The organism is Kribbella speibonae (genome assembly GCF_004331375.1).
In the GTDB taxonomy this organism is placed as follows: domain Bacteria; phylum Actinomycetota; class Actinomycetes; order Propionibacteriales; family Kribbellaceae; genus Kribbella; species Kribbella sindirgiensis.
Genome location: NZ_SJKC01000003.1, coordinates 1,403,971 through 1,427,573, shown reverse-complemented (window position 1 = coordinate 1,427,573; position 23,603 = coordinate 1,403,971). Strand labels below are relative to the sequence as shown.

Sequence of the window (23,603 nt, the reverse complement as noted above, 5' to 3'; positions counted from 1 at the left end):
CAACCTCCTTCTGAAGCTGATCACGGGCGGACCCGACACTTCAAAGGGCCACCGGCTTAAATGAGCTACCGCCTTGTCGGCCGCGGCTGCAAGCGGGTCGACCGCTTCGCGCCGCCCCTCACACAGACCAATGCCAGGTCGGGCCAGCTCCTGGCCCTTGACTCCCGGTAAAGATGCAGGTCTTGACAACCTCCTGCGCAATATATAACACTCGCTTCATCAAAATCAAGGTGGACAGTGCCGCTTCGCCGCCCGCGCATCACCAAGATGTGCTAGACGTTATATTTCCGTCTACGACTCGACGCTCGGACGTTCTTGGTCGGCAAGCTTAGGTAGTTCATTGAGGAGCCGAATGAATTCCGTCCGCAGATGCCGATTCGCCGAGATTCCCAAGCTAGGCCGGGAGCAGTTCGTCGAGGTGTCAACTCGCAGGCTACGAAGCGATGTCGTGATGACCGCGTCTCTTGCCGGCAGCCCGCCGGCGTCGATCACTGTGGGGGTGCAGGTCTGATGCAGGGATTCCCAACCGGTGAGGTTGCGGTCGTGGGCGCCTACGAGTCGCCCAGGCGCAAGGCACCCGGCATGCATCCGTACGAGATTCAGGCCGAGTGCGTGCGCGGCGCGCTCGCAGACGCCGGCCTTGAGCCGGGCGATGTTGACGGCCTCTGCACCGCGGCCACCTTCGGCTCAGAAGGTGGAGGACAGCTCGAGATCATCGACCTGGCCGAGTACCTCGGCATACGGCCACGCTGGTACGACTCGACCGACACCGGCGGCCCGGCGTTCATCTCCCACGCAGGACACGCAGCAATGGCCATCGCGGCGGGACTGGTCGATGTCGTCGTCGTGACGTACGCCGCCCTCGGCCGCTCGAGCGAGATCCCCGAGTCCGACTATGCGAACACCTGGGGCCCGAGCCAGTTCGAGATTCCATTCGGTCCGACCCTGGTCGCCTCTTACGCGCTCGCCGCGCAGCGACACATGCACATGTACGGCACGACCCCCGAGCAACTGGCCGCAATCGCCGTCCAATGCCGCGCGAACGCAGCATCGAACCCGGACGCGATGTATCGCGACCCACTCACCGTCGAGGATGTCGTCAACTCACCGCTGATCGCAAGTCCTCTGCACCGATTGGACTGTTGTGTGGTCTCCGACTCCGGCGGTGCATTCGTGCTCGCATCGAAACGGCGGGCCGAGCGCCTCTCGCGCAAGCCGGTCTACCTCCTCGGCTGGGGCGAGGCGATCGGCCAGATCCAGATGAATCAGATGGATGACTTCACCGAAACGTCCGCAACGCGCTCCGGCGCCGACGCATTCGCCACCGCCGGCATGAGCCCGGGCGACATTGACTGCGCCCAGATCTACGACTCATTCACACCGACCGTACTCCTGACGCTGGAGAGCCTCGGCTTTTGCAAGCGGGGCGAAGGTGGCCCGTTTGTCGAGGGCGGAGAGATCGCCCCGACTGGGAGCCTGCCGATCAACACCGACGGCGGAGGGATGTCGTCGAACCACCCCGGGCGCCGGGGCGCGCTCGCCGTTGTCGAGGCCGTTCGTCAACTGCGGGGCGAGTCCCCCGGCGTTCAGCTCGACGCGCCTCGCACCTGCCTCGTCAACGGTACGGGTGGTGCGCTTTCTGCGACCGCGACGATGATCCTGGGAGTTTGAGATGACCGCCCCTTCTCGACCGGTTCCGTGGCCCGACAGCCGCACGGCAGAGTTCTGGGAGGCGGCCGCGGACGGGCGGCTGCTCGTCCAGGCGTGCGGGGACTGTCACGCGCTTCAGTTCTACCCTCGCGGGCACTGCGTTCGATGTTTCGGCTCGGACGTGGGCTGGCGCGAGGTCTCGGGTCGCGCAACGCTGCATACCTTCAGCGTCGTGCACCGGACGTGGAGTGAGGCGTTCGCCGCCGACGTGCCGTATGTGTTCGCCATTGTCGATCTCGAGGAGGGGGTCCGGATGACCTCCCGCGTGGTCGACGTGGAACCTGAGCGAGTCCGCTGCGACATGCCGCTCCAGGTGGTCTTTCGCAAGCTGGAAGACGGAGGTGCCGTGATGCCGTTCTTCATCGAAGCTGTAAACCCTTTGTGAAGCACTACGTCGATCTTGAGCAGCCGCGATTAGCTGCGCCCAACTCGAAGGCCGCGTGGTGATGGTCACCCGCGCGGGCTCCGGAGCCGGCGTCGGCTGGAGGGTGTCTCGTTAGTCAGGGTGGGGTCAGATGTTGTCGGGGTGTCGCGGTTCCAGTCGCTCTCGGATGCTTAATGAGCGTGATCGCGGGGTTTCTCGCCTGGGCCGACGACTAGTCGGACGGGGCGTCCGTTCGCTGCGGCGAGGGGTGGTGGTCGAGCGGATCTTCTACCGGTATCGGTGCGGCCCGCCGTCCAAGCGTTCGCTTCGTCGGCTCCTTCCCTGGATTCGTCCCTACTCCTGGCAGCTCGCGCTGATGCTCGTCACGGCGCTGCTGGGCACACTCGTCGGTCTCGCCGTGCCCTTGATCGCCCGGCAGGTGATCGACGGACCGATCGCAGCCGGCGACCGGTCGGCCCTGCTGCCGCTTGCGCTGCTGGCCGTCGCGTTCGGAGTCGCCGAGGCACTGCTGATCCTGATCCGCCGGTGGGCGACGGCCAACTCCTCCCTCGGGATGGAGAACGACCTGCGCAATGACCTCTACCGGCATCTGCAGCGGTTGCCAGTGGCGTTCCATGACAAATGGCAGTCCGGCCAGTTGCTGTCCCGCGCCACGACCGACCTGGCGATCATTCGGCGGTTCGTCGGATTCGCCGCAGTGTTCATCATCACCGACACGCTGACGTTCCTGGTCATCGCGATCATGCTGCTGGTGATGTATTGGCCGCTCGGCGTCGTCACGCTGGTGTCAGGCATCCCACTGGTGATCTTCATGCTGCACCACGAGAGGATCTATAAGGTGCTCGCCCGCCGCGTGCAGGATCAGACGGGTGAGCTGACCACCGCGGTCGAGGAGGCAGCGGTCGGGATCCGGATCATCAAGTCGTTCGGTCGGCGGCAGATGTTCTACGACGGCTACGACGAGCAGGCCCGCACCGTCCGCGGCCAACAGCTCGACAAGATCCGAACGCTGGCCAAGATCTGGTCGGTGCTCGACGCCTACCCGCAGATCGTGCTCGCGGTCGTCGTACTGATCGGCTCGATCGGCGTCGCCAAGGGCGCCGTCACGCTCGGCACGCTGGCGGCGTTCGCGGCGCTCTACCTCGCCGCGATCTGGCCGATCGCCGCGCTGGGGTGGCTGTTGGCCAACGCCCAGGACGCTGCCGCGGCGGGCGACCGGCTGATGGAGGTGCTCGACACCCCGACAACGATCGTCGAAAGCGAACGTCCGTCGCGGATCGAGCATCCGCGCGGGCAGATCCGGCTTGAGGGAGTCGGCTTCGCCTACCATGACGCGCCGGATGCGCCGGTGCTGCGCGACGTGAACCTGACCATTGAGTCCGGCGAGACGCTCGCGGTCGTCGGCGCCACGGGCTCAGGCAAGACCACGCTGACCGCGCTGGTGCCCCGGTTGTACGACGTCACGGCCGGCCGGATCACGATCGACGGCGTCGATGTCCGCGACCTGGCGATCGCCGACCTGCGCACGATCGTGGCCACGGCGTTCGAGGAACCGACGCTGTTCTCGGCGAGTGTCAGGGAAAACCTCACCCTCGGCCGGCCCCAGGCCACCGACGCCGAGGTGGCTGAGGCGCTGTCGGTCGCCCACGCCGAGTTCGTGCACCGCCTACCGTGGGGCCTGGACACCCGGATCGGCGAGCAGGGGCTGAGCCTGTCCGGCGGGCAACGGCAGCGGCTGGCGCTGGCCCGCGCCATACTCGGCCGGCCGCGGGTCCTGGTGCTCGACGACCCGCTTTCGGCGCTCGACGTCCACACTGAAGAATTGGTCGAGACCGCGCTGCGCAGCGTGCTCAACCAGACGACCGGCCTGGTCGTGGCGCACCGCGCGTCCACTGTGCTGCTCGCCGACCGGGTCGCACTGATGGAGGACGGCACGATCACCGCAACCGGGACGCATCAGGAACTGCTGGAGACCGTTCCGGCATACCGGGAGATCCTGTCACAGGAGGCTGAGCTGGACAGCGATCTGGATCCGGTGTGATGAGCGTTCGGACTAACTCGACCACGCCGACCGGCCAAGCGAACTGGCGCGGTGTCGCCACCGAGGACATGGACGATCTCCCGACCCGCCTCAGCGGTCTGCTGCGGGCCCGGTCGCGTCGGCTGTTCGGTTCGCTGGTTCGGCCCCACAAGCGGGCACTGTGGACGGTCGTCGCGATGGTGGTGGTGCAGAACTTCGCGGCGACGTCCGGCCCGTGGCTCGTGGCCGTCGCGATAGACACCGGAGTGCCTGCGCTGGCCGACGGCAACTGGACTCCGATCCTGAGTGTCGTCGGCGGCATGGTCGTCGCCGCGCTGCTCGGCGGCTGGCTGCGGCGCGCCTACCTGCTGCGCATGGGCCGGGTCGGCCAGGACCTCCTGCTCAGCCTGCGGCGGCGGATCTTCAACCACTTCCAGCTGCTGTCGCTGTCGTTCCACGACAAGTACACCTCAGGCCGGGTGATCTCGCGGCAGACCAACGACGTCGAGTCGATCAACGAGCTCCTCGACGCCGGGCTCGACGGCCTGGTCAATGCCTTCGTCTCGGTGCTCTCGATCGGCGTCATCCTGCTGATACTCGACTTGCCGCTGGCCGTGGTGACGCTGCTCGCGCTCCCCTTGCTGTTCTTGTTGATGGCGTGGTTCCGCAAACATTCGTCGGTCGCCTACCGGCGTACCCGCGAGACGGTGGCGCTTGTCATCGTGCAGTTCGTCGAGACGTTCGGCGGGATCCGCGCGGTGCAGGCCTTCCGCCGCGAACGCCGCAACGAGGAGATCTTCGGCGCGCTGTCGGAGAACTACCGGCAGGCCAACTACCGGGCGATGAGCCTGCTCGGCTACTTCGTGCCCGGCGTCGCGCTGATCGGCAGCCTCACGATCGTCGCGGTGCTGCTCTACGGCGCGATCCGGGCGATGGACGGCGACCTGCAGATCGGCGTACTGACCGCGTTCCTGCTGTACGTCCGGCGGTTCTTCGATCCACTGCAGGAGATCGCGATGTTTTACAACAGCTTCCAGTCGGCGCTGGCGGCGTTGGAGAAAATCTCCGGCGTACTGGATGAGACTTCCACCGTGCCCGAGCCGGAGCGGCCGACGCGGCTGCGGCACGCCAAGGGCAAGGTCGACTTCAAGGGCGTTCGGTTCGCGTATCGGGCCGAAGGCGACGATGTACTGCCCGCCCTGGATCTCCAGATCCCGGCTGGGCAGACGGTCGCGCTGGTCGGCGCGACCGGCGCCGGGAAGTCAACGTTGGCGCGCCTGCTGGCAAGGTTCTACGACCCGCGCGAGGGCACGATCGGCATCGACGACATCGACCTGCGCGATCTGTCCGAGGAGGATCTGCGTCGCGCCGTGGTCATGGTGACGCAGGAGAACTACCTGTTCTCGGGCTCGGTCGCCGACAACATCGCAGTGGGCAAGCCGGGCGCGAGTCGTGACGAGATCGTCGCGGCAGCGAAGGCCATCGGAGCGCACGAGTTCATCACCGCGCTGCCCGACGGCTACGACACCGATGTCCGAAAGCGAGGCGGGCGGCTGTCGGCCGGGCAGCGGCAGCTGGTGGCGTTCGCCCGAGCATTCATCGCCGATCCCGGCGTACTCATCCTGGACGAGGCCACGTCCTCATTGGACGTGCCGAGCGAGCGGATGGTGCAGCGCGCGCTGCGGACGATCTTGCGCGACCGGACCGCGGTGATCATCGCACACCGTCTGTCCACTGTAGAGATCGCGGATCGGGTCCTCGTCATGGACGCCGGCAGGCTGGTCGAGGACGGACCGCCGGCGAAGCTGGTCAGCGGCAGCGGCCAGTTCGCCGCCCTGCACGCGGCCTGGCGCGACAGCCTCGTCTGAGCACCTCCGATCCGCCGCGCGGCCGGCACGTCGTCCAGGCCGCGCGGCTGGCCGGATTCAGCGCCGTCGTGGCCGATCCTCGGACTCGACGTACTCGGACGACAAGCCCCCAGCCGCGCGGGCGGCCGGATTGCCTGGCGTGATCGACCGGAGGTGTTCGGTTCGTGACAGCCGGTGTGACGGTGGCATCGGCGGATGGCCGGTGACGCCACGTGGGATCGGGTGCTGGGTGTGTTGACGGCGAATGCGGATGTCAAGGGCGGGTGGACTGGTCGGTCTCGGTCGACTCAACGATTGCTCGCGCGCACCAGCACGCCACGAACGCCGAGCGCCTCACAGGGGGCTTCATCGAACTTGGGACAGCCAGACTTCAGTTGACTGTGGACGGGCGGCAGCAGACTGTCGAGCCCTTGGAATGCGGGAGACCCGGACCGTGTGGTCCGAGCCTCCGTGGTGGTAGCCGCCGATCGCACCTTCGATCAGCGGCACCAACTTCTCGGTCCCTTCAAGCTCGTGCCCCGCTCGTTGGTGAGGCCGACAACGTTGCCTCATGCTTGTTCGCCGGAGGATGAAGGCAGGAGCAGCAGGAGTAGGTCCATGACGGCGACGACAGCATCGTCGCTCGTTCTCTCGACGGTCGCGGTGCGTCGCACCAGGAACCCTCCGCCTCGTGGGTGGACGGACAGAGTCTGGAAGTGCGCATGGACCTCGTCGCCGATGTGCACCTTCTCGACGAAGCGGACGCGGTCCAGCCCGTAATTGAGAGCGTAGGTACCGTCCACGCGCAGTTCCGGTGTCATCACGCCAAGTGCGTCGATGAGCGACAGCGTGAGGAAGCCCGGCACCATGTCGCTCTCGTAACCGGCGTCGGAGTCGTCGACGTATGCAATGTCGAGGAGTGTTCCGCGCTCGAAGTGCCCGAGCATGTCCGGCGTTACGCTCACGTCAGGGGAGCGAATGGTGCGCCCGACGTGGTCGGCCAGTTGATCGGCGAGAGGACTGTTCACGCGGTCACTTCCCGCGCGGCGCCGACCAGGCGCCGTGTGAAGTCTGCTTGCGGGTCACCGATCAGTGCGTCCGAGTTGCCTGTCTCCACGATTCGCCCCCTGTCGAGCACCACGACGCGGTCGGCGAGAGAGGACACCACCCCGAGGTCATGGGTGACGAAGACGGTGGCCAGATCGATCGAGGTCTGCAAGGAACGCAGTAGCTCTACGATCCCCGCCTGCACCGACACATCCAGTGCCGAGGTCACCTCGTCACATACCAGGACCCGAGGCTGACAAAGGAGGGCCCGCGCTATCGCAACTCGCTGACGCTCGCCCCCGGACAGCTCTCTTGGTAGTCGCCAGCGGGCCGTCGAAGCGAGTGAGACACGGTTGAGGACATCGACGAGTTCGTCCTCAGTGACGGTCGGCGATACGCGTCGTGCCGAGACCAGCACCTTGCGCAAGATTTGGTCGACCGTCTTGCGTGGGTTGAGCGAGCCGAACGGGTTTTGGAAGACGTACTGGATGGCGAGGCGATGGGGTTGCCTCCGGCGACTGGACTGCGGATCAAGGGTCTCGCCATCAAGTTCGATCGTGCCCGCCGTCGACGCCTCCAGACCCGCTATGGCCCGACCAAGCGTCGACTTTCCGGCACCCGATTCTCCAAGCACTGCCAGACACTCTCCTGGGGCGACGTCGAAGGTGATCCCGGAGAGGACGGTTCGGCGGCCGTAACCGACCTCGAGGCTGGTGACCCGGAGCACCGGCGTAACGCTGTCGCGCTGAGCGGCCGCCTCCAGCAGTTCCGGTCCCGCCGATCTCGCCTCGACGTTGTGGTGGCACGCGACGACCTGAACATCCGAAATCGCCCGGAGCAGCGGCTCCTCGGTGGCACAGATCTCCGAGCTCAATTCGCAGCGGGTACGAAAGGCGCATCCGCTCGGCCGGCGTCCGGGCAATGGCGGCTCTCCAGCGATCACCTCGAGTCGGCGTCGCTCGGTGACCGAAGGTTGGGCGTCCACGAGGCGCGCGGTGTATGGGTGCTGTGGCGCGCTGAGAACTTGCTGGGCGTTGCCGAGCTCGACTGCCCTGCCGCCGTACATCACCAGCACTCGGTCGGCGGAGGCACGTGCGACGGTGAGGTCGTGCGTCACATGGAGCACCGCGGCGCCGCGGCGCCGGCACACGTCCTGGAGGAGATTCAGCAGGTGAGCCGTGCTGATCGCGTCCAACCCCGTCGTCGGTTCGTCCAGCACGACCAACGCGGGCTGGAGCATGAATGCCATCGCGATGAGGATGCGCTGTTGCTGACCGCCGGAGATCTGATATGGAAATCGCCGCAGGAAGCGCTGGTCGCTTGGGAGGCGCACATCTTGAAGGGCTTCGACGATGCGGTTGTCCACCTCGTCGTTGGCGGCCGCCGGCTCGTGCACCTCGATGAGTTCGCGGAGTTGGATCTTGAGCCGCAATGCTGGGTTCAGTGCTGCGCTCGGGTCCTGGGGCACCATGGCGACGACCGCCCCTCGCTGGGCGCGAAGTTTGGCCGAGGACAGCCTTAGTAGGTCGGTGCCAGCGACGAACACCGAGCCGTCAGAGATTCGTGCCCCGGGCCGGCAGTGACCGAGCAACGCGCTGGCAACGGTCGATTTGCCGCTTCCTGACTCCCCTACCAGCGCAAGGACCTCGCCTCGTCCGATGGTGAACGAGATGTCGTGAACAATGTCGTCGCCGGTCTCCGTCAGGCGAACTGTCAGCCCACGAACGTCCACTACCGCGCCCTCGTCGCGGGTCCGGCTCACGTCGTCTTCGATCGCTCGACTCATCTCGATTCCTCCTACACCGTCGACCCGGTGCGCAGCAGAGCACGACTGAAACCTTCAGCGACGAGGTTCGCGCCTATGGCGAAGATCGCGATGCACAGTGTCGGGGCCACAACCCCCCAGGGTTGGAGTGCTACTCCGCCCCTGTTCTCGTTGATCATCAGTCCCCAATCGGCCGCAGGAGGCTGCACTCCGACTCCGAGGAAGCTCGCGGCTGCGATCACAGCGATGGACCAGGAGATCCGCAGGCCGAGCTCTACCAAGAGCGGAGCGGTCAGGTTGGGCAGCAGCTCGTCCAACAACACGTTGGAGCGTCGATAGCCGAGGGCCTCTGCGGACTGGATGAACTCGCGGCCACTCAGGGCGAGCGTGGCGCCGCGCATGACGCGGGCGACACCAGGGATCCAGGCCACGCCGGTAAGCGCAACGATGAGCATCGGCGAGCCGCCGATCATCGAGACGACCACGAGAATGAGCACGAGTTGAGGAAAGGCCAGGACGACGTCTGCCAGCCGCATGACGATGGCGTCCAGCCGTCCCCCGGCGTACCCGGCCAGGATGCCGAGCAGCGCTCCGCAGACCACCCCTGCGGTGCCGGCCAGCGCCGACATCCAGACAACTGACCATCCCCCGTAGAGAGTGCGCGACAGGACGTCTCGGCCCAACTGGTCAGTCCCCAGCCAAGCAGATTCGGATGGTTTGGCGAACGGTATTTCGACGAACGCGGTCCCCGAGTGCGGAGCGAGAAGTGGGCCCACCGCGACAACTAGCAGCGTGATTACCAGGAGGAGGCCGCCGACTTGCGTCTGTCTGAGCCCCCAGGCGCGGCCCCAGGCTGAGCGCGGGGACGGGTTGCCTCTTCGCCAGCTCATCGTCCCGCTCCTCGGAGCCGGGGCGTCAATGTGACCGTAAGAACGTCAGCAATCAGGTTCATCAACACGACGCCCGCGGCGAAGATCACCGTGATGGTCTGGATCATCGGCAGGTCGCGGTTCGAGACGGCGTCGGAGAGAGCGGTCCCCAGCCCGGGATAGCGGAAAAGGAACTCGGTGACGACGGCGCCGCTCAACAAGTAGGACATCACCAACGCCGACGCTTGGATCGAGGGAACGAGGGCGTTGCGCAGGGCGTGTCGCCTCAGCACGAGCCCCGGCGGAAGGCCCTTGAGTCGTGCGGTCTGCACGTAGTCGCTGGCGAGCGCCTCGATCATGGAGGCGCGCATCATCCGGTAGAGGTACGGGACGGTGGCGATCGTCAGGGTCAGGACCGGCAGCAGGAGTTTGTCGAGGTGAGCCAGCGGCGTGCTATCAGCGGGGATCATCGAGACGGCTGGGAGCACCTGAACTGGTCCAGTGGACAAGAGCAGCAACAAGCCCACTCCGATGACGAACTCGGGCACGGCGCTCAGCCCCAGGGCGAGTGTGAGTAGGGCTCGGTCCAGATGCCCGCGCTGGCGCGCTGCCGTCACGATGCCCAGAAGGAACGAGAGTGGAATAGCGATCCCGGCGGCGCAGAGCAGGAGCACGAGGGAATTGCGGAGCCGAGGCGCGAGCTCCTCGAGCACCGGGCGCCCACTGGAGATGGAGTCACCAGGATTGCCGCGCACCAGATTCCAGGTCCAGTCACGGAACTGTTGCCAGGCGGGCTCGTCCAGGCCGAGCTCGACCCGCAGTGCCGCCACGCGATCTGGGGTGGCGTCGCGCCCGAGCATCGCCTCGGCCGGATCGGAGGGTAGGGCCTGGGTCGCGAGGAACACCACCACGAGGACCGCCGCCATGACCGCCACGCCAGCTGCCAGGCGGACCAGGACCATGCGCACGAGGCCTAGCGAGGATGACCCGCTCGAGCCCCCGGCCTCCACCGTGAGCTCGTCCACCTCGAGTGCCGCGACGGGGTCGGTGGAGATGTCGAACTTGCTAGTCACCGAGATACACGCTCTCAAACGCCATGTTGTTGAACGGTCCGGTGGTCTGGGTGTTGGACTTCAGACCGCGCACCCTGGGGTTGACACATTCGAGGCCATCCCTGTGACACGGGATGATGTAACCGCCGCGTTCGTGTTGGATCGCTTGCAGCCGGTGAACCAGCCCTGCTCGCTTTTTCTCGTCCAGCGTCTTCATCACATCGGCGTAGATCGCGTCGTATTCCTTGTCGCCCTGGCCGGTGGTGTCGTAGGGCGCCCCGGGGGCGACTGCCTCGGAGGAGATCGCCAGGTAGCTCCAGTTCGGCCAGTTGTCGATACCGATCGGGGCGACGCCGTAGTACTTGGAGAAGAGGGTGTCGGCGTCGACCGTTCTCAGTTTCAGATCGACACCGATGTCCTTGAGCTGTTCGCAGAAGACCTCGGCGACCTCAACCCAGCCGACCCCACCAGGGCCGGTCACGAACTCCATCGTCAGTCCCTCTTGTCCCGCCTCGACAAGTAGCGATTTGGCCCGTTCGACGTCCCGCTCGCGCTGAGGAATGTCGGCGGCATAGAGCGGATCGTAGGCGGCGTAAAGGTCGTTGCCGATGGTGGCGGCCCCGGAATAGGCCTGCGTGATCATGCCCTTGCGGTCCACCCCAAGGCGGAAAGCCTCACGCACTCGGGGGTCGTCGAACGGCGGCTTGTCAGCGCGCATCGTAATCGGCACGAAACTACGCTTCGGGGTGACGATCGTCGTCATCCCGGCCGCCTCGAGGATCCGGGAGTCTGCTTTGGTGACGTCGGCCACGGCGTCGATCTGGTCTGACTGCAGAGCGTTGACCAATGCGGTGGAGTCCTTGAAGTCGATGATCTCCACACCGTCGAGGTAAGGCACCTGGTCCCAGTAGTTCTCGTGTCGGACGAAGACACTTCGGTCGCCGGGCTTCAGGGACTGGAACTTGAACGGCCCCGCCCCGATCGGTCTGGCGGGGTCGAAGTCCTCGGGCACGACGTAGATCAGCGAGCTGCCGAGTAGCTCGGGAGCGACTGAGACCGGACGGGCCAGTCGAAGTCGCACGCTCAGATTGTCGAGCTTCTTCAGGCCGTCGACATCCACCGGGAGCTTGCTAGCGCCGAGGCCCGGCTTCTTGGGGTTCCAGATCCTGCGTAGGCTGGAAAGGAGGTCGTCGGCGGTGACAGCCTTGCCGTTGTGGAACTCCACTCCCTGCCGGAGCCGTAGGACCCACTCGGTTGCGTCGGTGTTCGGTTCGGCGGACTCGACGAGGCGGAACCGAGGTGCGAAGTCGGGTCCGCGATCCACGAGAGCGCTGTACAGAGGCGAAGCTCGCAGATAGTCGGGGAGGCTGATGAGAGCGTTGGGATCCAGTGTGTCGGTTGCGCCACCACCGCTAACGCCGATGCGGAGCGTTCCACCGCGAGAGGGTTTACCGCCTGATTCGGAGTCGCTACCACTGGAGGAGCATGCTGCCAGCAGCGAGCCAGCGCTCACGATTGCAGCGCCCGCGATCCCCGCTTTGAGGACTCCACGTCGGCTGTACAGATTGCCCATCTCGACTCCTAGAGGGTTGGACGCGAAGCGTGAGGGGGGCTGAGCAGGAACTCGGGCCGTGCCAGGTGCCACGGAGTGGTTGCCTCGTAGGCAGCTGCCGCGCGGAGGACGCCGCGGTCGTCGCGCTGACGGCCCATGATCTGTAGCCCGACCGGCAGGCCAGCGGCGGTAAAGCCGCACGGCACGGTGATGGTTGGGTGCCCACTGTGGCCCGACGGCTCGGTGAAGCGGAAGAAGTCGAAGGTGGGCCACTCGACCTCCTGTCCGTCGATGACCCGCGGACCGTTCTCGCCGTCGTGCGGCCACGCGGCGACCGGCATCGTGGGCGTGAGCAAGATGTCGTGGCGAGCCACCGCCTTGTTGAGCCCATCGAAGGTCCGCTGCTGCGCGTCGATCGAATAGGCCCACCAGTCGTCCGCGTGTACGTCTGTCGCGGCGACTACGAGGTCGCGCATTCCCGGATACCGGTCAAGGTGGCCTTCGACGAACTCGGGGTCCACCCGCCTGAGGTGGCTGATCGTTGGGCCGTAGAATCGGACGAAGAACTCATTCACGTCGGGGATCTCGATGCTCACCTCCTCGACGTCGGCGCCCAATGTGTCGGCGAAGTGACCGACGGCGGACCGGACGAGAGCGGCGACCTCCTTGTCCACTGGCCCCTGACCAAGATCGGGGCTGAAGGCCACTCGAAGCCGGGCGGCTTCCTCGATCTGGAACCCGGCGAGGTAGTCAACGTCGCCGGCGTCCAGCATGTAGGGCTCTCCGGGATGAGGCCCGGCCATGACCCCGAGCAGAAGCGCCGCGTCGGCCACCGTGCGTGCCATCGGTCCGAGCGCATCCACGGTCTCGAAACCTGGCGACTCCGGCCCGCGAGGGACTCGACCATGCGAAGGCTTGTGTCCAACAACCCCGCACAGGGAGGCCGGCACTCGTATCGAGCCGCCTCCGTCGCTTCCGGTCGCCAGGGGCCCGAAGCCACTCGCGACAGCGGCGGCAGACCCTCCACTCGATCCGCCGACCGTGTGAGTGAGCAGCCACGGGTTCGAAGTCCGTCCGTGCATCTCCGTCTCGGTGGTACCTAACCAGCCATGGGCTGGGGTGGCGGACTTGCCCACGATTGCGGCACCAGCAGCACGAACCCGTGCTGCAACCGGATAGTCCTCGGCCGGGACGTAGTCTTCGTGCGCCTTCAAGCCGAAGGTTGTCCGTAGACCTGCTGTGGCAGTGAGATCCTTGATCGACAAGGGCACACCCGCCAGGGGGCCAAGAGCTGCTGCTCCTTGTTCCAACAGCGTGCGTTCAGCCTTGACCGCAGCATCTCGAGCGAGGTCCGCCGAGAGCGTGATGTAGGCGTTGACGGCTCCGTTGCGCTCGTCGATTCGCCGCAGCGTGGCATCGACCACCTCGACCGGGGAGAGCTCCCGGCGTCGGATGAGATGGGCGATATCTACGGCGGTCAGGTCGTGGAGCTCCGTCTCCGACTCGATCATGCTGTTCGCCCCTCCTCTCCTGCGCAAGTGTCTTCCTCGGATTCCCAGGCGCCGGCGACGGCGTCGAAAGCGCCCAGGCGATCCCCGCCGTAGCGTTGTTTCAGAAGTGCCTTGTCCACCTTGTCCGAGGCCAGCCGCGGCAGTTCATCGACGACGTGGATGAAGCGTGGTTGCTTGAAAACAGCCAGCGTGTCTGCGAGTGCATCTCGGATCAGCATCGGATTGCGGCATAGGTGGTCGTAGCCCTCCGCCACAGCGATGAACGCCTTCACCTCTTCCCCCCGAAGCACATCGGGAGTCGGCACGACCGCCGCTTCGGCGATCCCGGGAATCGCCGCCAACGCCGACTCCACCTCGAAGCACGAGATGTTCTCACCGCTGCGCCGTACAACGTCTTTGATCCGCCCGACGAAGTACCAGCATCCGGCCTCGTCGACCGACCCCAGGTCGCCTGTCCGAAACCAGCCACCGTCGAGGAAACTGTTGGCGTTCGCCTCGGGCCGGTTGTGGTATCCAGAGAACATGCCCGGTCCACGGACGCAGATTTCTCCTTCGACACCCGGCTGATCGATGTCGACCAGATCCTCGTCGACAAGTTTGAGTTGGCGGAATGGGGCAGGGACGCCGATCGAGCCGGATCGTGCCATGTCATCGCTGTCGAGTGGGACGAACGTACCGAAGCCAACCTCCGTGCTCGCATAGCAGTTGCGCACCTTGGTGCCGAATCGCTCCTCGTAGGCATCCACCAAGTGGCCGGGGATGTCGTCGGTGAAGGCGTAACGCAACTCGTGGTCCCGGTCCTCGGGGCGACGCGGTGCCTGCAGGTCATGGACTGTTGCCCACGCCGACGTGACCTGGTGATCACGCACCCGTGTCAAGTACTTGCTCAGGCTGGGACGGCGCGGGAGTACGACGGTCCCGTCGAGCTCAAGCGCGGTGACCGTCATGGACAGTCCTGACATGTAGAAGTACGGCGCGTCAGCCAGCCCGCGGTAAGGACCTCGACTGGTCACGCGGGAGGCGGCGGCCAGGCGTGTCCAGTATTCGTGCGTATGCACACAACCCTTCGGCATGCCGGTCGAGCCCGAGGTGTACATGATGGTCACCGGATCTGACGGCGCGACCTCCGGGAGCAGAGGCGAGTCAGCGCCGCGGACGTCTCGCCACCGAATCCCCACGGCGGTGTCTTTTTGCCCCGTGACCATCAGAGCGCGCCCCAGCCCCGAGGTGACGGCGTCAGCTTTAAGCACTCCAGCGAGCAAGTCCCTGTCTACGACGAGGCCAACGAGTTCGCAGTCGCGCGCGATGAAGTCCAACTCAGTCGGTGTGCTCCGGGTGTTGATGGTGACAGCCACGGCACCGATCCGAGCCGCGGCGAACAGAGCAATGGGAAAGTCACGCACGTTCGGCATCAACAGACCGATCCGATCGCCCTTCACGAACCCGATCGACAGGAGGCCGGCAGCGAACTGCCGGGATTCGCGTTCGAGCGCGCCGCGGGTGAGCACGTCGTTCTCGTCGACGAACTCGATGAGGGGCTTGTTCGGGGCCTCAGCCGCGGCTGTCGCCAGAAGTTCTCCGATCGTTGCGGCCGACGGCGGGGCCGTGTCGAAGCTAGGAGGGGAGCCCGTCGGTCGCATGAAGAAGCCACTCCTTGTTAATCGGCAATGCGTTGCATAACGTGGTGCCCATCTACTCACTATTCCGTCCTACCGTCAAGGGGCGAGGTAGATTGCCTCGTTCCCTGCGGTGGGGCGAGGCCCAAGACACGTCCGGTCAGGACAGAAGGAGCGAAGTGGATGCCCAGGCAGGTCGACCATCACCAGAGACGGCGCGACATCCTCGAGGCGGCGAAGAATGTGATCGCGGAACAGGGGATGGCCGCGCTGAGCTTCCGCGAGATCGGCCGTCGACTAGGCGGCTCCACGAGTCTGATCACCCACTACTACCCGGCACAGGAGGATGTACTCCGCGATCTGGTCGATAGCAGCGTGGAGGAGTACGAAGCCAACCTTGTCGCCATCGGCAACGAATATTCCGATCCTCAGGCACGCCTCGAGCACATCATCTTCGAGTGGTGGCTACCGATCGCTGACGATGACCTACGAGACGAACGGATGCGCTTGAACGTCGTAGCTGCCGGCAACCAGGGGGCACGGGTGCAGGAGCTGCTCGACGCCTGGGAGAGGTTGCTGCGCGGGGTACTGCATGGCGCGGTGACCCAACTCGTACCTGAAGACGAGGCCGACCACATCATCGATGTCTTGCGCAGCACTCTGAACGGAATAGGGCTCAGTACGGTCGAACACCCCGATCATTGGACCCCGGAACGACAGCGTGCAGTCGTGCGAACGGTCATGTCAGGCCTGGGACTCGTGCCGACCAGCCGTCCACAACCTGGTCGGAGTGATCGAACTGACCGGGATCGGGCCCTTCGTCGACTTCAAGTCGACGACACGAATCCAGGATGAGGACTTCATCCGAGACCAGCTCCACCTCTACGCCTTCGGGTACGAGGAGCTTGCGGGCGAACGTCGCGCTCACCGGCTCGGTCCGCGCGTGCATTGAGGTCACCAAGTCCAAGGTGTAGTCGCTCACCGCAGCCACCGACGCGACCAGCACCGAGAACGGCCGGGACGCTCGACGATCACTCCGCCACGCCCTGCACGTCTCCGACACGCCACAGTCACCGCGCCGATCGTGCTAGCCACCCTCCGGCAGCCGCTGATCTGCACGGACACCCCGCGACAACGATCACCACGACCGCGTCCGCCACATGGACCTCAGAAACCCTTGAGTATTGGCATGTCGTGACCTGCACAAGCGTCCAGATTAGCCGGTTAAAGGGAGGCGCCGAGGCGTCCCCTGCAGCCGCGCAACTGGGCGTGGCGCAAAGGCTCGAAGGTAACTATGTGAACGGAATTGACTGCCCCTGTCGGAGCGCGCGATCGTGCCCACTGCGCAGCGTGGGGCGTCGGGCAGCGCGGTGACCGTGAGTTCGGAGGTCATGCGGGCACCGATGGAGTTTCCGACGATGCGCTGGAGCAGGCGTCTTGCACCGCGCAGAGGCAGAGCTTGCCCTCGCTGGTGGGATGCTCAGTGATGTCGGTCAGCCAGAGCGGGTCGGCCTCGGGCAGTGAACCGGTGCATGACCAGGTCGTCGTGCACCGGCGGGCCGGGCGGTTCAGCCCGCGTTTGCGCGAGTGCAGCGATCACAGACGCTGCCGCGTGCACAACCGGTTCACCCTGTTGCGTCTGGCCACGATGCCGTGGCAAGCCAGATCGTTGGTGATGAACCGGTAACCGAACTCCGCGTCGTCGTGATGGATGTCGATCGCGGCATTGATCAGATGCGCGTCGTTCCAGTCCAGGTCGGTGCAGGATCTCGTTCTCCTGCGCCAGTTGCTTGGCGCGCTGACGCAGCTCGCGGGTCTCGACCTCCAGGTCACCGCCGGCCGTGCCGGCCGCAGGCGGCGAGGGCTCACCCGATAACCCGGCCTCACGGTCGGTGATCTTCAACCAGCGTTGCAGGCAGAACTCAGAGATCCCGAACCTCCTCGCGACCTGAGCGATCGAGGGGCAGACCCCTTAGCTCATAGACGCCCCCAACCCGGGTCGCTGCCGCACCGGTAAGGGAAGCCCGCGAAACCAGTTGTGCGGCGACCGCAATAAAGGCTTATTGTGGCTTCATGGATCCGGTTCGCACCTCTTCGTCGAGTTCCGATGTCGTGTTGGCTCTGGCCTGCCCAGACCGCGGTGGGATCGTGCACGCGGTCTCGGGCTTCGTGTGGGAGCGAGCGGGACTGATTCGGGAAAGTCAGCAATATGCCGATCCCACCAGCGGCCGGTTCTTCATGCGGGTGAACGCCTCCCTGCATCAGCCGCTACCGCTGGATGAGCTCCGCGAGGAATTCAGCCTGATCGGCGACAGATTCAACATGAGTTGGACGCTCACCGACTCAGCTGACCGTCCGCGCGTCGCGATCCTCGTCTCGAAACTTGGACACTGCTTGAACGATCTGCTGTACCGAGTGAGTACCGGTCAATTACGGGTTGAAGTCGCTCTGGTGGTTTCCAATCACGCGGACTTGGGAGCCCTGGTCCGCTCACATGGCATCCCGTTCATTCACGTTCCGATCACACCTGATTCCAAGCCACGCGCAGAGGCCAGACTCATGGAGCTACTTGACGAGTACCGCGCAGACTTCGTTGTGCTCGCCCGCTATATGCAGGTGCTCTCGGATGCTGTCTGCGCGCAGTTGTCAGGGCGCATCATCAACATCCATCACTCGTTCTTGCCGAGTTTCAAGGGCGGGCGCCCGTACAACCAGGCGCATGAGCGGGGCGTCAAGCTCGTCGGTGCGACTGCGCACTACGTCACTGCCGACCTCGACGAGGGTCCCATCATCGAGCAGGAGGTCATCCGGGTGGACCACCACCTCGAACCGGCAGACCTGGTCGTGGCAGGTCGCGACGCGGAGATGCTCGCCCTTGCCCGGGCGGTCCGGTGGCACGCGGAACAGCGCATCCTTCTGAACGGTCATCGAACCGTGGTCTTCAGGTGATCCCCGCCGTCATCGCATCGGCAGACGGCCGCCGCGTCATGCACGTCGAGACCCCTCCTCCCACTCCTCCTAACCCTGAGAGAAGTCATGGATCGACTCGTCGACAAGAGCTTGACTGCTCGTAGGTTCGCACCCGATGCCGGCAGTCGGCCGGTGCCCTCCAGGGCACGGACAGTCGTGGTCGGTGGCGGCATCATGGGCGCCAGTACGGCGTATCACCTGGCTGTGAACGGGGACGACGATGTTCTGCTTCTGGAGCGCAATGTGATTGGAAGCGGAACGACCTGGCACGCGGCGGGGTTGGCGGCCAGCGTCCGTACTACTCCACCGCTTACTGAGCTCGCAGGTTATGGCATCGCGACGTACAAACGATTGCAAGCCGATTCGGGCGTCGACGTCTCGTTCAATCAATGCGGCTCCATCTCCCTGGCCCGGAGTCGCGGCCGGCTTGACGAGTTGCGCTACGCGGCGGCAGTGGCCGAGCAGATGGGCCGTCCTGCGGAGTTGATCGATGCCGAGGAGGTCGTGAGGCGGTTTCCGCTTGCGGTGTCCGACAATCTGCTTGGCGGCCTGCACCATGCGGAGGACGGACACGTCAACCCGGGACATGTCGCGTTGGCGTTCGCCAAACTTGCCTATGAGGCCGGCGCCTTGGTTCGCGAGAATGTCTCGGTCACCCAAATCACTTGTCATCGGGGGGCCGTGACTGGAGTCGACACTGCCGTTGGACACATTGAGTGTGAGCGAGTCGTCGTGGCTTCCGGACTGTGGAGTCGCGAGCTCATGGCTCGAAGCGGCGCGACACTTCCGTTGTATGCGGCGGAGCATGTGCACGTGCGCACCGGTCCGGTCGAGGGTGCTCACGCTGGTCTTCCGATCCTGCGCGATCTTGACGGATACCTGTATGTGCGGCACGAGGCAGGTCGGCTCCTCGTCGGCGCGTTCGAGCCGAATGGGCTTCCGCGCAGTCTCGCCGAGATCGGCACCTCAGGGTTTATGGAGTTTCCGGCCAACTGGGATCACTTCGCGCCGATTCGACGCACAGCTGAGGAACGTGTGCCGATACTCAGGTCGGCGGGTTACAAGCGGTTCCTCAACGCACCGGAGGCGTTCACCCCCGACGGCCACTTCTGCCTCGGGGAGTCGGCCGACCTACGGAATCTCTTCGTCGGAGCTGGGTTCAACTCGCAGGGGATCATCTACGGCCCCGGCGCTGGACGCGCACTCGCGGAGTGGATGATCGGCGGTGGTCCGACCTTCGATTCCTCAGCGGTCGATGTCCAGCGCTTTGCCAAGGTTCAGAACAATCAGCGCTACCTGCGCGCCCGGACTACCGAGGCGCTCGGGCGCCTGTACGCGATGCATTGGCCGAATCTCCAGCCAGTCACCGCACGCGATGTCCGCCGGTCCCCACTCCATCACAGACTGATCGACGCGAATGCGTGCTTCGGCGAGCGAGTGGGTTGGGAACGGGCGGACTGGTATGCCGAGCCGCTTGCTTCGGCGGCGTACGAGTACAGCTACGGGAAGCAGAACTGGTTCGACAACGTGCGTAGGGAGCATGAGGCCGCCCGCACGGGGGTCGCGCTGTTCGATCTCAGCTCGTTCACGAAGGTCGAAGTGGCCGGAGCTGACGCGCTCGACATCCTTCAGCACATGTGTACCGCGGATGTGGATCTCAAAGTCGGGCGAGTCAAGTACACCTTGATGCTGAACGGAAACGGCGGGATCGAGCTGGACGGGACAGTTGTTCGCCTGGGCGAGGATCGCTTCTGGGTCATCACGCCGGCCGCAGCTCAAACCAAGACACTGGCGATGCTCAAGCACTTGACCCGGGGTCGCGGCGCCGCGGCGTTCGACGCCACCTCGGCGTACGCCACGATCGCCGTCATGGGGCCGCGGAGCCGGGAGCTCATGACGCGGGTCTCAGCGGACGGCTGGTCGAACGAGGAGCACGCCTATGGGCACGCGCGAGAGGTCGAAGTGGGTGATGGCACTGCCTTGGCTCTGCGGATCAGCTTCGTCGGCGAGCTGGGCTACGAGCTTTACGTGCCCAGCGACCAAGCAGTGAACGTCTACGACGCGATTGTGTCGGCAGGGACGGACCTCGGGCTTCGACATGCCGGCTACCTCGCGCTGGATTCGCTTCGGTCGGAGAAGGGGTTCCGCCACCTCGGCCACGACATCGGCCCTCACGACGATCCGTATGAGGCCGGGCTGGGCTTCACGATCTCAAAGCGCAAGGCAGCAGATTTCAGCGGTCGGTCCGCGCTGGCCGCGCGAACCTCGCGGTCGAAACGGACTGTGTTCGTGGCACTCCGCGACCCGGATGTCGTTTTCGTTCACGACGAAACGATCTTCTGCAACGGGCTGCCAGTGGGACGCGTGACGAGCGGGAGCTACGGATACACGATCGGCCGCGCCTGCGGCATAGGCGTCATCGATGCCGACACGCCCGAGGCCGGCGACTTCCACATCGATTGCGGAGGCGTCTGCGTTCCGGCCGACGTGTCAGCGCGCCCCTTCTACGACCCCGACAACCAACGATTGAGGGGCTAGCATCGGTCGCGGCAGGTGAGGTTTCGGCGCCGTGCCAGCTTTCGGAAGACGAAGTCAGGGAGTCCAGAACGTTGAAGACATCAGCGCACACCGCGCCCGAGGGTCTGGCGGAGCAGCGGAGGCGCGAGATCCTGGAGGCCGCCGAGAAACTGCTTGCCACGTACGGATACGACGCCTTGCGATTGAGGCAAGTCTCTCAAGCGGCCAACGTCTCAATTGGGCTCATCCAGCACTACTTCGGTACCCGAGACGACCTGCTGCGAGAAACGATGCACGTCGCCGGTGAACGACGAGCCCAACAGTGGAAGAAGCTGGGCGAGAACAAGCTTTCGCCGGCCGACAGGTTGATGGCGCTGATCGAAGGCGCGATCGGCGACCACCACCGGTGCGTGATGTGGATCGAAACGTGCGCAGCAGCGACGCGACATCCAGAACTTCGGCCCGGGGTGCGTGCCACTCAGAACGCGTGGCGGGACATCATCCTCGACGCTGTGTCCGCGGGCATGCGGGACGGGACGCTGAACCCGGTGCTGCCCAGCGATCAAACGGCTGAGTTGCTGATTAGGTTGATCGACGGGTTCATGCTCGATGACGCGGCCGGGGTCTCGAGCAAGGCCGCGCGGAAACGGCGTGGCGACGCACTCGTCATCGGGGCGCAACGTCTCATCGGGATCTGAAGTCTCGCTTCCTTGGGCGGACTCCAGCAAACCCGTCGATTCGGGGCCGACGCCGTATCTGTTCAGGAGGCGAATCCGAGCCCAGCTGCGTCGAGCGCACGGAGGAATGCGTTTCGCCGGCCCTGCCGGTTGTCGGCGCGCTCGAGCGACCACCTCGTGAGGTTGATCCCGATGCTTGCCAGCGGCTCCGGTGGGAATGGGAGTGGGCGCTTCTGCACCATCTTCAGCCCTGTCCTCTCCGTATCGCTCCCGGAGAGGAGGTCGAGCAGGACGTTGGCCGCGAAACGTGTTGCGCCCACGCCGAGGCCGGTGAATCCGGCGGCGTAGGCAACCCGTCCATGGCGGGCAATGCCGTAGAAAGCGGCGAACTGCGTGCAGGTGTCGATCGCGCCCGCCCACCGGTGACCGAATCGGACCTCCTCCAACTGCGGGAACGTGGCGAAGAAATGGCTCGCGAGCTTGTTGAACGACTTTTGACGATCCTCGTACTTCTCTTTGACGCTACGGCCGGCGTGATAAATGGCGTCAATGCCGCCGTAGAGGATGCGGTTGTCCTTGCTCAGGCGTGAGTACGCGAAGAAGTTGGGCATGTCGCCCCAACCTTGGCGGCCCTGCCAGCCGATGGAGGCCATCTGGTCGGTGGTGAGTGGCTCGGTCATCAGGACGTGGTCGTAGACCGGGACGGTCATGAGCCGGTTGCGACGAAGCAGGGGCCGGAAGGCATTCGTGGCGAGCAGGACGCGGTCGGTGGTGATGACGGCTCGCTCTGTGCTCACGGTGGCGGTGCCGGCTCGGGGCGTGCTCAGGCCAACGACCCGGGAGCCCTCGTGGATCTGCACGCCGAGCTCGGTCGCGACGCGAGCGAGCTCTTGGGCGAGCCTGGCCGGCTGAACCAGCGCGCCTGGTTCATCGGGGTCGCTGCGCACACCGCCGAGAAACAGCGGGCTGTTGAGCTCGCTGCGGATCTGCTCGGCATCGAGTACGTGTCCTGAATATTCCTTGTTGCTGAGCAGCGACTCCAACTGGTACTCCTCGACAGCGACGGAAAGACCCCCGGTCCTTTCCCAGTGGCAGTCGATTCCGAAGGTGGCGACGTCACTCTCGAACTCGTCGAAGTTCTCCTCCCCAAGGCGTACGAGTTGGTCGTACTCGTCCGGCCAATGCCTTCGCCCGTTCTCGTCGCTGTGGGTGAGCGATGCCGAGCACATGCCGCCGTTACGTCCCGACGCCGCCCATCCGATCGTCTCGGCCTCGAGAAGCACGATCCGCTGGCCGGGGTTGCGGCGCTGGGCGTGTACGGCGGACCACAGTCCGAGGAAACCGCCGCCGACGATGGTCAGGTCGGCATTCGTCGACTCGGTGAGCGGTTCGTAGGTTGCCGGCTTCCCGGCTTCCTCGATCCAGTACACACCGCGCCGGGTCTTGCTCAGCGCTCGTTCCACGATCCGGGGGTCCGGGGCGTGGCGTTCATACGCGGTCTTGGACGCGGTAGGCACGGAAATCTCCTCTGCAGTCTCACTCGATGCGATCGGCGAGTCATCGACCTACAGGCAAGCCTCGCACGACTCTTGAGTATGTACAACATCTGTTATAGCTTGCGTGTACTGTAACGAGGAACATACATACGCCGGACTCGGGAATGATCACGGCCCGGGGCCGGAGATGAAGTGTGCTCATGCAGGTCCGAGACCGTCAGGGGGTGTGGCCGTGAACCGCGTACTCGACGCGGCGAGCGAGATCCCGACGGCCCCGCTGGACCCGACGAAGATTGTCCAAGGCGCCCCGCTGGCCGGCTTTCGATTGCTGGCCGAGGTGGGCGGCGCCGAGGTCGGGGTCTGGGAGATGACGCCAGGTATCGCGACTGACGTCGAAGTCGATGAAGTCTTCGCGGTCCTCTCCGGTTCGGCCACCGTCACCTTCGACGACGGTGAACGCGTCGAACTGGTGCCGGGATCGATCGTTCGTCTCCGTAAGCACGAGCGCACCACCTGGGCGGTTCACGCGACGCTCCGCAAGCTCTACGTCGCGTGAGGAGAGGCGTGGC

Annotated in this window: 17 protein-coding genes; 9 read left to right on the top strand and 8 right to left on the bottom strand. The window is 65.2% G+C overall.

Translation table 11 applies throughout. The features are described 5' to 3' along the window. The first annotated feature begins 543 nt into the window (after positions 1-543). The 4 genes from E0H92_RS27940 (at position 544) to E0H92_RS27925 (ending at position 5,983) form a co-directional block, all read left to right on the top strand. Positions 544-1,671: a thiolase C-terminal domain-containing protein gene (locus tag E0H92_RS27940; protein ID WP_202873853.1), complete on the top strand. Its 1,128-nt coding sequence runs from the start codon at positions 544-546 to the stop codon at positions 1,669-1,671. A 1-nt stretch (position 1,672) separates the two neighbouring features. Beyond that, entirely contained in the window at positions 1,673-2,095 is a 423-nt protein-coding gene (locus E0H92_RS27935) for a Zn-ribbon domain-containing OB-fold protein (RefSeq protein WP_131498287.1), read from the top strand. A 250-nt stretch (positions 2,096-2,345) separates the two neighbouring features. Next, the gene (locus E0H92_RS27930; protein ID WP_238173617.1) at positions 2,346-4,136 is read left to right on the top strand and encodes an ABC transporter ATP-binding protein; all 1,791 of its coding nucleotides are present in this window, start codon (positions 2,346-2,348) and stop codon (positions 4,134-4,136) included. Continuing rightward, positions 4,136-5,983 (top strand): ABC transporter ATP-binding protein, encoded by a 1,848-nt coding sequence (locus tag E0H92_RS27925; protein ID WP_131498286.1) that lies wholly within the window; start codon positions 4,136-4,138, stop codon positions 5,981-5,983. The genes E0H92_RS27930 and E0H92_RS27925 overlap by 1 nt, the downstream gene beginning before the upstream one ends. Positions 5,984-6,531: 548 nt before the next feature. On the opposite strand, the gene E0H92_RS27915 is transcribed toward E0H92_RS27925, so the two are convergent. From E0H92_RS27915 to E0H92_RS27885, 7 genes are all read right to left on the bottom strand, one after another. Next, complete coding sequence (locus E0H92_RS27915; protein ID WP_131498285.1) at positions 6,532-6,990, bottom strand: hotdog family protein; 459 nt, start codon at positions 6,988-6,990, stop codon at positions 6,532-6,534. Then, positions 6,987-8,795, bottom strand: a complete 1,809-nt coding sequence (locus E0H92_RS27910; RefSeq protein WP_131498284.1) for a dipeptide ABC transporter ATP-binding protein — start codon at positions 8,793-8,795, stop codon at positions 6,987-6,989. The genes E0H92_RS27915 and E0H92_RS27910 overlap by 4 nt, the downstream gene beginning before the upstream one ends. An 11-nt stretch (positions 8,796-8,806) precedes the next feature. Next, positions 8,807-9,403: an ABC transporter permease gene (locus E0H92_RS27905; protein WP_202873852.1), complete on the bottom strand. Its 597-nt coding sequence runs from the start codon at positions 9,401-9,403 to the stop codon at positions 8,807-8,809. Positions 9,404-9,660: 257 nt separating this feature from the next. Next, positions 9,661-10,716: an ABC transporter permease gene (locus E0H92_RS27900; RefSeq protein WP_202873851.1), complete on the bottom strand. Its 1,056-nt coding sequence runs from the start codon at positions 10,714-10,716 to the stop codon at positions 9,661-9,663. Further along, positions 10,709-12,268 (bottom strand): ABC transporter substrate-binding protein, encoded by a 1,560-nt coding sequence (locus E0H92_RS27895; RefSeq protein WP_131498282.1) that lies wholly within the window; start codon positions 12,266-12,268, stop codon positions 10,709-10,711. The genes E0H92_RS27900 and E0H92_RS27895 overlap by 8 nt, the downstream gene beginning before the upstream one ends. Before the next feature lie 8 nt (positions 12,269-12,276). Then, the gene (locus E0H92_RS27890; RefSeq protein WP_131498281.1) at positions 12,277-13,758 is read right to left on the bottom strand and encodes an amidase; all 1,482 of its coding nucleotides are present in this window, start codon (positions 13,756-13,758) and stop codon (positions 12,277-12,279) included. Continuing rightward, a complete protein-coding gene (locus E0H92_RS27885; protein WP_131498280.1) occupies positions 13,755-15,398 on the bottom strand; it encodes a class I adenylate-forming enzyme family protein in 1,644 nt (547 codons plus the stop codon). The genes E0H92_RS27890 and E0H92_RS27885 overlap by 4 nt, the downstream gene beginning before the upstream one ends. Before the next feature lie 159 nt (positions 15,399-15,557). On the opposite strand from E0H92_RS27885, the gene E0H92_RS27880 reads away from it, so the two are divergent. From E0H92_RS27880 to E0H92_RS27865, 4 genes are all read left to right on the top strand, one after another. Continuing rightward, on the top strand, positions 15,558-16,229 hold the full coding sequence (locus tag E0H92_RS27880) for a TetR/AcrR family transcriptional regulator (RefSeq protein ID WP_165550061.1): 672 nt from the start codon (positions 15,558-15,560) through the stop codon (positions 16,227-16,229). A 1,218-nt stretch (positions 16,230-17,447) separates the two neighbouring features. Further along, positions 17,448-18,323 carry a formyltetrahydrofolate deformylase gene (gene purU, locus E0H92_RS27875; protein ID WP_131498278.1) on the top strand — a complete coding sequence of 292 codons (876 nt, stop codon included), beginning with the start codon at positions 17,448-17,450 and terminating at the stop codon, positions 18,321-18,323. 87 nt (positions 18,324-18,410) lie between these two features. Further along, positions 18,411-20,882 carry a GcvT family protein gene (locus tag E0H92_RS27870; protein ID WP_131498277.1) on the top strand — a complete coding sequence of 824 codons (2,472 nt, stop codon included), beginning with the start codon at positions 18,411-18,413 and terminating at the stop codon, positions 20,880-20,882. A gap of 71 nt (positions 20,883-20,953) precedes the next feature. Then, positions 20,954-21,559 carry a TetR/AcrR family transcriptional regulator gene (locus E0H92_RS27865; RefSeq protein ID WP_165550059.1) on the top strand — a complete coding sequence of 202 codons (606 nt, stop codon included), beginning with the start codon at positions 20,954-20,956 and terminating at the stop codon, positions 21,557-21,559. A 62-nt stretch (positions 21,560-21,621) separates the two neighbouring features. Here E0H92_RS27865 and E0H92_RS27860 read toward each other — a convergent pair whose 3' ends face one another. Further along, a complete protein-coding gene (locus E0H92_RS27860) occupies positions 21,622-22,968 on the bottom strand; it encodes an NAD(P)/FAD-dependent oxidoreductase (RefSeq protein ID WP_238173616.1) in 1,347 nt (448 codons plus the stop codon). A 298-nt stretch (positions 22,969-23,266) separates the two neighbouring features. Here E0H92_RS27860 and E0H92_RS27855 point away from each other — a divergent pair, with 298 nt between their 5' ends. Then, positions 23,267-23,590, top strand: coding sequence for a cupin domain-containing protein (locus tag E0H92_RS27855; protein ID WP_238173615.1), 324 nt, complete (start codon positions 23,267-23,269; stop codon positions 23,588-23,590). Positions 23,591-23,603 lie beyond the last annotated feature (13 nt).

Excerpts from the sequence above, each read along its gene's own strand:
- E0H92_RS27935 (WP_131498287.1), top strand. The coding sequence starts at position 1,673 with ATGACCGCCCCTTCTCGACCGGTTCCGTGGCCCGACAGCCGCACGGCA.
- E0H92_RS27870 (WP_131498277.1), top strand. The coding sequence starts at position 18,411 with ATGGATCGACTCGTCGACAAGAGCTTGACTGCTCGTAGGTTCGCACCC.
- E0H92_RS27890 (WP_131498281.1), bottom strand. The coding sequence starts at position 13,758 with ATGATCGAGTCGGAGACGGAGCTCCACGACCTGACCGCCGTAGATATC.
- E0H92_RS27885 (WP_131498280.1), bottom strand. The coding sequence starts at position 15,398 with ATGCGACCGACGGGCTCCCCTCCTAGCTTCGACACGGCCCCGCCGTCG.
- E0H92_RS27925 (WP_131498286.1), top strand. The coding sequence starts at position 4,136 with ATGAGCGTTCGGACTAACTCGACCACGCCGACCGGCCAAGCGAACTGG.
- purU (WP_131498278.1), top strand. The coding sequence starts at position 17,448 with ATGGATCCGGTTCGCACCTCTTCGTCGAGTTCCGATGTCGTGTTGGCT.
- E0H92_RS27895 (WP_131498282.1), bottom strand. The coding sequence starts at position 12,268 with ATGGGCAATCTGTACAGCCGACGTGGAGTCCTCAAAGCGGGGATCGCG.
- E0H92_RS27910 (WP_131498284.1), bottom strand. The coding sequence starts at position 8,795 with ATGAGTCGAGCGATCGAAGACGACGTGAGCCGGACCCGCGACGAGGGC.
- E0H92_RS27905 (WP_202873852.1), bottom strand. The coding sequence starts at position 9,403 with ATGTCGGCGCTGGCCGGCACCGCAGGGGTGGTCTGCGGAGCGCTGCTC.
- E0H92_RS27880 (WP_165550061.1), top strand. The coding sequence starts at position 15,558 with ATGCCCAGGCAGGTCGACCATCACCAGAGACGGCGCGACATCCTCGAG.